This window comes from Micromonospora foliorum (assembly GCF_022229015.1).
Taxonomy (GTDB): Bacteria; Actinomycetota; Actinomycetes; order Mycobacteriales; family Micromonosporaceae; genus Micromonospora; species Micromonospora foliorum.
The window spans coordinates 1-8,723 of record NZ_JAKKFF010000026.1 but is presented as its reverse complement, the minus strand read 5'-3'; the positions used below and the strand labels follow the sequence as shown (position 1 = coordinate 8,723).

12 protein-coding genes and 1 pseudogene are annotated in these 8,723 nt (G+C 72.3%); 9 read left to right on the top strand and 4 right to left on the bottom strand.

Going from position 1 to position 8,723, the window contains the following annotated elements; genetic code table 11:
* Nucleotides 1-66: 66 nt before the first annotated feature.
* Nucleotides 67-327: pseudogene (locus tag PSH25_RS02725) on the bottom strand (tetratricopeptide repeat protein); the annotation flags it as partial.
* A 57-nt stretch (nt 328-384) separates the two neighbouring features.
* Nucleotides 385-846 (bottom strand): MarR family winged helix-turn-helix transcriptional regulator, encoded by a 462-nt coding sequence (locus tag PSH25_RS02720; protein WP_238657451.1) that lies wholly within the window; start codon nt 844-846, stop codon nt 385-387.
* Nucleotides 847-895: 49 nt separating this feature from the next.
* On the opposite strand from PSH25_RS02720, the gene PSH25_RS02715 reads away from it, so the two are divergent.
* Together PSH25_RS02715 and PSH25_RS02710 are read left to right on the top strand one after the other, a co-directional pair.
* Nucleotides 896-1,417 carry a VOC family protein gene (locus PSH25_RS02715; RefSeq protein WP_238657450.1) on the top strand — a complete coding sequence of 174 codons (522 nt, stop codon included), beginning with the start codon at nt 896-898 and terminating at the stop codon, nt 1,415-1,417.
* A gap of 24 nt (nt 1,418-1,441) precedes the next feature.
* Nucleotides 1,442-2,326, top strand: coding sequence for a hypothetical protein (locus tag PSH25_RS02710; RefSeq protein ID WP_238657449.1), 885 nt, complete (start codon nt 1,442-1,444; stop codon nt 2,324-2,326).
* 69 nt (nt 2,327-2,395) lie between these two features.
* Here the strand turns inward: PSH25_RS02710 and PSH25_RS02705 are convergent, their stop codons facing one another.
* Nucleotides 2,396-2,575: a DUF4236 domain-containing protein gene (locus PSH25_RS02705; protein ID WP_030333600.1), complete on the bottom strand. Its 180-nt coding sequence runs from the start codon at nt 2,573-2,575 to the stop codon at nt 2,396-2,398.
* 248 nt (nt 2,576-2,823) lie between these two features.
* Between PSH25_RS02705 and PSH25_RS34110 the strand changes: the two genes are divergently transcribed.
* The 7 genes from PSH25_RS34110 (at nt 2,824) to PSH25_RS02675 (ending at nt 8,280) form a co-directional block, all read left to right on the top strand.
* A complete protein-coding gene (locus PSH25_RS34110) occupies nt 2,824-2,901 on the top strand; it encodes a putative leader peptide (RefSeq protein WP_349881247.1) in 78 nt (25 codons plus the stop codon).
* Between the two features lie 135 nt (nt 2,902-3,036).
* Complete coding sequence (locus PSH25_RS02700) at nt 3,037-4,068, top strand: ABC transporter substrate-binding protein (RefSeq protein WP_238657447.1); 1,032 nt, start codon at nt 3,037-3,039, stop codon at nt 4,066-4,068.
* A complete protein-coding gene (locus tag PSH25_RS02695) occupies nt 4,065-4,910 on the top strand; it encodes an ABC transporter ATP-binding protein (RefSeq protein WP_238657446.1) in 846 nt (281 codons plus the stop codon). Before PSH25_RS02700 ends, PSH25_RS02695 begins: the two co-directional genes overlap by 4 nt.
* Nucleotides 4,903-5,769 carry an ABC transporter permease gene (locus tag PSH25_RS02690; RefSeq protein ID WP_238657441.1) on the top strand — a complete coding sequence of 289 codons (867 nt, stop codon included), beginning with the start codon at nt 4,903-4,905 and terminating at the stop codon, nt 5,767-5,769. The genes PSH25_RS02695 and PSH25_RS02690 overlap by 8 nt, the downstream gene beginning before the upstream one ends.
* Before the next feature lie 11 nt (nt 5,770-5,780).
* A complete protein-coding gene (locus tag PSH25_RS02685) occupies nt 5,781-7,115 on the top strand; it encodes an LLM class flavin-dependent oxidoreductase (RefSeq protein WP_238657439.1) in 1,335 nt (444 codons plus the stop codon).
* Nucleotides 7,112-7,672 (top strand): flavin reductase family protein, encoded by a 561-nt coding sequence (locus PSH25_RS02680; RefSeq protein WP_238657437.1) that lies wholly within the window; start codon nt 7,112-7,114, stop codon nt 7,670-7,672. Before PSH25_RS02685 ends, PSH25_RS02680 begins: the two co-directional genes overlap by 4 nt.
* Nucleotides 7,669-8,280 (top strand): malonic semialdehyde reductase, encoded by a 612-nt coding sequence (locus tag PSH25_RS02675; RefSeq protein WP_238657436.1) that lies wholly within the window; start codon nt 7,669-7,671, stop codon nt 8,278-8,280. Before PSH25_RS02680 ends, PSH25_RS02675 begins: the two co-directional genes overlap by 4 nt.
* 13 nt (nt 8,281-8,293) lie before the next feature.
* Here PSH25_RS02675 and PSH25_RS02670 read toward each other — a convergent pair.
* A partial coding sequence (locus PSH25_RS02670; protein WP_238657435.1) for an RrF2 family transcriptional regulator occupies nt 8,294-8,723 on the bottom strand: 430 nt, incomplete at its 5' end.

The following is an 8,723-nucleotide window of genomic DNA, read 5'->3' as shown; positions in this document are numbered from 1 at the left end:
GGTGGGGTGGTCCGTCTACGTTTTTTCTGTGTCTGCCACGGCGCCCGCACAGATCTACCTTCTTTCCCTTCCCGACGGCCTGCCGGACTGGCGGGTGGTGGCCGCGTACGCGAAGGCCGCCCACCCGCGGGCCGAGTGCGGCTCGCCGAGGGCGATCAGCACCCGCGCCTGGAGGCTGGCCGCCTCGGCCAGCTCCGGGGTGGCGTTCGCCGGGCGGGGGTCGGCGTCGGTGAGCGCGTCGGACAGCAGTTGCTGTGCGCCGGCAAGATCGCCGGAGGACACGAGGTGGTGCGCCTGATCAGTCAGTTCACCGAAGCCGGAAGACACGCCCCATCGTGCTCATCCGACGACGGTAAGTACAAGACCCGCGCCGGTGTCGATTGGTCAGGATCCGGTCAGGTGCTCGGCCAGGGTCTCGCTGATTCGGCGCAGCTGGTCGACCTGGGCGGGGCTCAACGCGTCGAACAGGTGTCGGCGTACCCCCTCGACATGGCCGGGCGCGGCGGCCGCGAGGGTGGCGAAACCCTCGTCGGTGAGCAGCGCGATCTGCCCGCGCCGGTCGGTGGGGCAGTCCTCGCGGCGCACCCAGCCGGCGGCCTCCAGCCGGGCCACCGCGTGCGAGAGCCGGCTGCGGGACGACCCTGCCGCCTGGGCCAGCTGGCTCATGCGCAGTTGGCGACCGGGGGCCTCGGAGAGCTGGACCAGGATCTCGTAGTACGCGTGCGGCATGCCCGCTTCGCGTTGCAGCTCGCGGTCGAGAGTGTCCATCAGCACCCGGGAGGCGGTGAGGTACGCGCGCCACGTGCGCTGCTCGTCGGGGTCCAACCAGCGGGTCATGGCCGCCATCATACTCCCGGTGGTTGAATGTTCAACTAAACCGCGCTAGTCTCGGGTCATGGGTATCCACCGGCTCAACCACGCGGTCCTCTACGTCAGTGACCTCGCCCGCAGCGTCGCGTTTTACTGCGACGTGCTGGGCTTCCGCCCGGTGGCGATGACCCCGGACGGCTTCCGGGGCGCCACCTTCCTCCAGGCCCCCGACTCCACCAACGACCACGACCTCGGCCTCTTCGAGATCGGCGCGGGCGCCGGACGGTCGACCGCCGGCCGGTCCACCGTCGGCCTCTACCACCTCGCCTGGGAGGTGGACACGCTCGACGAGCTGGCCGCCACCGCCGAGCGGCTGGTCGCCGCCGGCGCGCTGGTCGGCACCTCCGACCACGGCACGACCAAGAGCCTCTACGGCAAGGACCCGGACGGGCTGGAGTTCGAGGTGGTCTGGCTGATCCCGGCCGACCTGCTCGACGACACCGCGCTGGCCGCCCGCAAGCAGATCGGTCGGCTCGACCTGGACGCCGAGCGGCGGCGCTACGGCGGGCAGACCCGGGGCGGGGTGGGGATCTCCGTCCCGGCCTGACCGCCCGTACGGTAGAACGGACCGATGCCGACCGACCGGACCACTGATTTCCTCCGCGAGCTGCTGGTCCGCCAGTTGACGACCTGGCTGCCCGCGGCCCTGCACCGCTCCCGGCGGGCCACCGTCGCCCTCGCCGGGGTCGACGCCGGCAGCGCGGAGGCCGTGCTGCGCCTGGTCGCCACGCACGGCGACCAGGTGCGCGGCCGGCAGGTGACGGTGCTGGTGTTGGCCGACGCCGACGCCGACCTGCCGGCCCGACTCGGCCCGATCGAGGCGGAGCTGCCCGCCGAGGTCACCGTGCACCTGCTGCCCGGCGAGCCGTACCGGCTGCCGGTCGCGGTGAAGGCCGCCGGGGCGGCCGGCGCTCCGCTGTTCTCCTTCGTGGACCTGCCCGGCGCGGTGACGCCGAAGCTGCTCACCGCCGCGACCAACGGCCGGACCGGAGAGCTGCTGCTGCACACCGCCGACAGCGCCCGAGACGTGCTCGTCTCCGCCGGCTTCCCCCTGGTCGCCGAGGTGGCGCCGGTGCTGCCCGACGGCGAGGCGGCCGGGGTGGTCGCGTTCGGCAGTCGCTCCGACCGGAGTCTCGAGGCGGTCCGCGACGCGCTCTGGGCGGTCGGCGCGGACCTCGGCGTGCGCTACCGCGACCCGCTCGACCCGACCGGCACGACGGTCGACGTGGTCGGCGACCCCGACCTCGAACCGCTGAGCCACCAGCTGCTGGCCGAGTTGCGGGCGGGCGGGGCGCGACCGGTCACCGAGCTGCGCCGGCACACCCTCACCGCGACCGTCTACCGGGCCGCCGACGCCAACCAGGCGCTCGTCGACCTGCTCGACGCCGGCGCCGTGCGGCGTGAACGCGAGTCCGGGCGGCTGGCCGGCGACGAGATCATCACCCTGGCGCGCTGAGCGCCCACCCCACAGACGCCGAGCGGGGTGCCGGTGAATCACCGGCACCCCGCTCGACTCCCGGGATGCTTACGACCGGGACTTGTCCTGCTTCCAGCTCAGCGGACCCGGCAGGTCGACCCGGTGCGCACGTGCCTTGGAGTTCCAGGACCAGCGACCGATCTTGATGCTCCACGAGGAGAAGCCGTTCTCGGTGAAGTTCAGGATGATCGGACCGTACTTCTTGCGCTTGCGAAACATGAGGCCCATCGGAGGTCTCCCCTCGTCACCGTTCCCTGCCGTGTCGAGATCGAACATGCCCGAACCGAGAACTTTTGAAACCCTCTCGCTGTCCGCCCTGGACGGTCGCCCGTCAGCGACCGCAATCTCTATCCACCAGATAGGTGTTGCGGCACGGTAAACGCTGCTCGGAGCGCTTCGTAACATCGGCAGCGATAGAAGTCTCATCTTCTGGAAGGCCGTTGACCGCTCGTTCCGATCGCGGGCAGCATGGGGTCATGTCGCAGCGGGATGAGCTTCTCCTCACCGCTCGTGTGCACGTCGACCTGGTCCGGCACGCGAGCGCGCTCTGTTGAGCTGACCGGTCCATCCGGCTCGGCTCCAGCGCCGCACTCTCACCGCCCGCCCGCCCGCTCAACGCGGAGCAGCGTGCCCGCACGCCCTCATCCGGGCGTCCCCGCTCCCATCGTGGACAGATCAGGAGACTCCTCATGTCCCCACCCCGTCGTGCCATTCTGCGTACCCTCGCCGCCGTTGCCGCGCTGGTCGTGCTCACCGCCTCCGCCGGTTGCGGCGGTGACGCCGCGGCCGGCGGCGCCCAGGCCAGCGAGTTGCGCTACCAGGGCTCGGTCGGCCAGGTCACCCTGCCCGAACTCGCCGCCGACCTCGGCTACCTCGGTGACGTCAAGCTCAAGTGGATCGGCAACGTCACCGGTGGCCCGCAGGACATCCAGGCCACGGCCACCGGGCAGAGCGACTTCGGCGGCGCGTTCAACGGCGCCATCGTCAAGCTCGCCGCCGCCAACGCCCCGATCACCGCCGTGGTCAGCTACTACGGCTCGGACGCGCAGACCTTCCAGGGCTACTACGTGCTCAACGACAGCCCGATCCGCACCCCCCGGGACCTGATCGGCAAGAAGGTCGGCATGAACACCCTCGGCGCGCACGCCGAGGCCGTGCTCAAGACCTGGCTCGGCCGCGGCGGTCTCACCCCCGCCGAGATCAAGCAGGTCGAGCTGGTGGCCCTGCCACCGGTCAACGCCGAGCAGTCGCTGCGGCAGCGGCAGATCGACGTCGCGGTTCTCGGTGGGGTGATCCGGGACAAGGCGGTCGCCAGCGGCGGCATCCGCACCATCTTCACCGACTACGAACTGCTCGGCGCCTTCAGCGGCGGCACCTACGTCTTCCGCGACGACTTCATCAAGCGCAACCCGGAGACCGTCAAGGCGTTCGTCACCGGGGTCGGCAAGGCCATCGAGTGGGCCCGCACCCAACCCCGGGAGACCGTGGTCGCCCGGATGCGCGACATCATCGGCAAGCGCGGTCGCAACGAGGACCCGTCGCTCGTCGCGTACTGGAAGAGCAGCGGCGTCGCCGGCCGCGGCGGTGTGATCGGCGAGCAGGAGTTCGGCACCTGGATCGACTGGCTCGCCGCCGAGGGCGAGCTGAAGGGCGACCGTCCGAAGCCCGGCGACATCTACACCAACCGGTTCAACCCGTTCGTGGACGGGGGCAGCGCGTGAGCACCGACAAGATCCTCTTCGATCGGGTGAGCAAGACCTTCCCGGTCCGCGCCAGCCGGCGTGGCGGCGCCGGCGCGGTCACCGCGCTGGACGAGGTCACCCTCGGGGTACGCCCCGGCGAGTTCCTGGTCGTCGTCGGCCCCAGCGGCTGCGGCAAGTCCACCCTGCTCGACCTGCTCGGCGGGCTCACCCAGCCGACCGCAGGGCAGGTGCTCGTCGACGGTCGACCCGTCACCGGTCCCGGGCTGGACCGGGGCATCGTCTTCCAGCAGTACGCGCTGCTGCCCTGGCGCACCGCTGCGGGCAACGTCGCGTTCGGTCTGGAGGCCAAGGGGGTGCCTCGGGCCGATCGCGCCGCGCTGATCGAGCACCACCTCGACCTGGTGGGGCTGCGCGGGTTCGCCGACCGCTACCCGCACGAGCTGTCCGGCGGGATGAAGCAGCGGGTGGCCATCGCCCGCAGCCTCGCGTACGACCCGGACGTGCTGCTGATGGACGAGCCGTTCGCCGCCCTGGACGCGCAGACCCGAGACTCGTTGCAGGACGAGCTGGTGCGGATCTGGGCCCGCACCGGCAAGACGATCGTGTTCATCACCCACGGCATCGACGAGGCCGTCTACCTGGGTCAGCGGGTGGCGGTGCTGACGTCCCGACCCGGGCGGCTCAAGCAGGTCATCGACATCGACCTCGGCGACCGGGACGCGGTCGAGGACGTCCGCTCCACCGACGCGTTCCGCCACCACCGCCACCAGATCTGGACCCTGCTGCGTGACGAGGTGCGGGCCGCCCAGGCGGCCGAGGGCACCGGCGTCCGCCACACCGAGGAGGCCCGCGTTGGTTGACATCGCCGAACGTCCCGCCCGACTCGCCGGCCCACCCACCGTGCCTCGGGCGGCGGCCGACCATGCCGCCCCCGGCCGCGTCAGTCGCCTGCTCGGCGTCGGCGCGAGGGTGCTGCACCGCACCGTCGCCATCGCCGCGTTGGCCGCGATCTGGGAGGGCGCACCCCGGCTCGGGCTGGTGGACCGGGTCTTCCTGCCCCCGCTGTCGGAGGTGCTGGTGGCCTGGTGGGAGTTGCTGCGCAGCGGGCAGCTCGCCGAGCACGTGGGCGCGAGCCTCACCCGATCCCTGGCCGGGCTGGGCCTGGCGGTGCTCACCGCCATCCCGCTCGGGCTGCTGATCGGCTGGTACCGGCCGCTCGCCGAGCTGCTCAGCCCGCTGCTGGAGGTGTTCCGCAACACCGCCGCGCTGGCCCTGCTGCCGGTGTTCGTGCTCATCCTCGGCCTGGGGGAGACCTCCAAGATCGCACTGGTGCTGTACGCGTGCTCCTGGCCGATCCTGCTGAACACCATCGCCGGGGTGAAGGGCGTCGACCCGCTGTTGATCCGGTCGGCCCGTTCGATGGGGCTCAACCACCTGCGGCTGTTCCAGAAGGTGATCCTGCCGGCCGCGGTGCCGACCATCTTCACCGGCGTCCGGCTGGCCGGGGCGTACTCGATCCTGGTGCTGGTCGCGGCCGAGATGGTCGGCGCGAAGGCCGGGCTCGGCTACCTCATCAACTACGCGCAGTACAACTTCGCGATCGCCGACATGTACTCCGGGATCATCACGATCTCCGCCATCGGTCTGGTCGTCAACCAGCTCCTCGTCGCCCTCGAACGTCGCTTCTCCACCTGGCGCGTCGACGTCTCTGCCGGATAGGACGGACACCAATGACCCGCACCCTGCACCTCAACGCGTTCCTGATGGGCGTCGGCCACCACGAGGCCGCCTGGCGGCACCCCCGCACCGACCCGCGTCGGGTCACCGACGTACGGCACTTCCAGGAGCTGGCCCGGATCGCCGAACGCGGCACCCTCGACTCACTGTTCCTCGCCGACGGTCTCTCGGTCGGGCCGAACCCCCGGCACAACATCCAGGCCGTCTTCGAGCCGTTGACCCTGCTCGCGTCGCTCGCCGCGGTGACCGAGCACATCGGTCTCATCGCGACGGTCTCCACCACCTACAACGAGCCGTTCCACGTCGCCCGCAAGTTCGCCTCGCTGGACCATCTCAGCGGCGGCCGGGCCGGTTGGAACATCGTCACCTCCGCCCAGGAGCGGGAGGCGGTGAACTTCAACCGGGACAGCCACCCCGAGCACGCCGACCGGTACCGGCGGGCCGCCGAGTTCGTCGACGTGGCGATCAAGCTCTGGGACAGCTGGGAGGACGACGCGCTGGTCTTCGACACCGCGGCCGGGGTGTTCGCCGACACCGACCGGGTGCACGAGGTGGCGCACCGCGGGCCGGAGTTCCAGGTCCGTGGCCCGCTGAACATCCCCCGGGGGCCGCAGGGCCGGCCGTTGCTGGTGCAGGCCGGCTCGTCGCCGGATGGGATCGCGTTCGCCGCCCGCTACGCCGAGGCGGTCTTCACCGCGCAGCAGACCCTCGCCGACGGGCAGAGCTTCTACGCCGAGCTGCGCCGGCAGGTCACCGCCGCCGGGCGGGACCCGGACCTGGTGAAGGTGCTGCCCGGCATCGCGCCGGTGCTCGGCGGCACCGAGGCCGAGGCGCAGGCGCTCGCCGCCGAGTTGGAGGAGCTGATCGTCCCCGACTACGCCCTGGCCCAGCTCTCCGGGATGCTCGGCATCGACCTGACCGGCCTGCCGCTGGACGGGCCGCTGCCGGAGCTGCCGGCCGCCGGCACCGTGCAGGCCCACCAGAGCCGCTACCAGTTGGTCACCGAGCTGGCCCGCCGGGAACAGCTCACCATCCGGCAGCTGATCGGCCGGCTCGGTGGGGGCCGGGGTCACCGGGTCGTCGCCGGTACACCGGAGCAGGTCGCCGACCAGATCGAGCTGTGGTTCACCCAGGGCGCCGCCGACGGGTTCAACATCATGCCGCCGCACCTGCCCGGCGGGCTCGCCGACTTCGTCGACCACGTGGTGCCGGTGCTGCGCTCCCGTGGGCTGTTCCGCACCGAGTACACCGGTCGGACGCTGCGCGAGCACTACGGCCTGCCCCGACCGGCCAGCGCGTACGCCGCGTCGGCCCTGGTGCCGGCATGACCACCGTGGAGCGACCCACGGCGGACATCGCCGAGCTGCGACCGGTGAACCGGGACCTGTTCCGCGCTCTGCTGCGGCGGCAGGCCACCAGCGTCACCGTGGTCACCGCGGTCGCCCGCGCCACCGACCCCGCCTGCCTGGGCGGGATCGGCGCGCCCCTGCGGGCGGGCTTCACCGCGACCTCGTTCACGTCGGTGTCGCTGGACCCTCCGCTCGTCTCGTTCTGCCTGGGGACGGGCTCGTCGAGCTGGCCGGTGCTGGCTCGGGCCGAGCACGTCGCCGTGCACCTGCTGGGCGCCGGGCAGCGGGAGGCCGCCACGGTCTTCGCGACCAGCGGCATCGACCGGTTCGCCGCGTACCCGGACTGGACGTCCGGGCCGTTCGGGGTTCCGCTGCTCGACGGGGTGCTGGCCCGGCTGCTCTGCCGGGTGGTGCACCGGGTTCCGGCCGGTGACCACACGCTGGTGATCGCCGAGCCGCTGGCGCTCGGCGACGGCGGCAACGGCGCGCCGCTGGTGCACCACCGGGGCGGCTACACCACCGCCGTTTCACAGTGAGCGCAGTCACCACGGCCGACCTGCTCGCGTTGGACCGGGCCGCCCAGGACCTGCTGTTCCGGGCGGCCCGCACGGCCAACACGTTCACCGACGAGCCGGTCACCGACGCCCAGGTCGCGGCGATCCACGACCTGATCCGGTACGGGCCGACCGCGTACAACGGCCAGCCGCTGCGGGTGCTGCTGCTCCGCTCGGCGGCGGCGCGGGCGCGGCTGCTGCCGTACGTCTCGTCGAGCAACCGGGCGAAGACGGCCAGCGCGCCACTGGTGGCGGTGCTCGCCGCCGACGTGGACTTCCACGAGCGGCTGCCCGAGCTGTACCCGCACCGGCCGCAGGCCCGCGACTGGCTGAGCGACCGTGCGGCCCGCGCCGAGCAGGCCCGGTTCAGCGCGACCCTCCAGATCGGCTACCTGCTGGTGGGCGTACGCGCCGCCGGGCTGGCCGCCGGCCCGATGGCCGGGTTCGACGCGACCGGGGTGACCCGCGAGTTCTTCCCCGACGGCCGGCACGAGGCGCTGCTGCTGCTCAACCTGGGCCACCCCGGCCCGGACGCCTGGGAGCAGCGGCTGCCCCGGCTCAGCACCAAGGAGGTGGTGTGGACGCTGTGAACCGACCCCCGGGTCAGCGGGGCTCCCACGCGTCGGGCAGCGCGGTGAGCTTGCGGACGTGCGCGGGCAGTCGACCGCTGACGATCTCGGCGAGGCTCACCTCGTCGACGACCCGCCGCACGGCGGCGCGCACCGCCACCCACAGGCCGGGCAGGTTCTCCGCCGAGCCCTCGTACCGGGTCTCCTCGGGGCGCAGCCCGCGTACCCCGGCCAGCGGGCCCTCGACGGCGCGCAGCACCGCGCCGACGGTCACCTCGCGTGGCGGGCGGGCCAGCGTGTAGCCGCCCTCGGCGCCGCGTTGGGCGCGGACGATGCCGGCCCGGCGCAGATCCGCCAGGACCGCCTCCAGGAACTTGCGGGGCATGTCCTGCTCCGCGGCGATGGCCTGGGTGGACAGCAGCGAGGGGTACGCGGTGGCGAGGCTCAACGCCGCCCGTACCGCG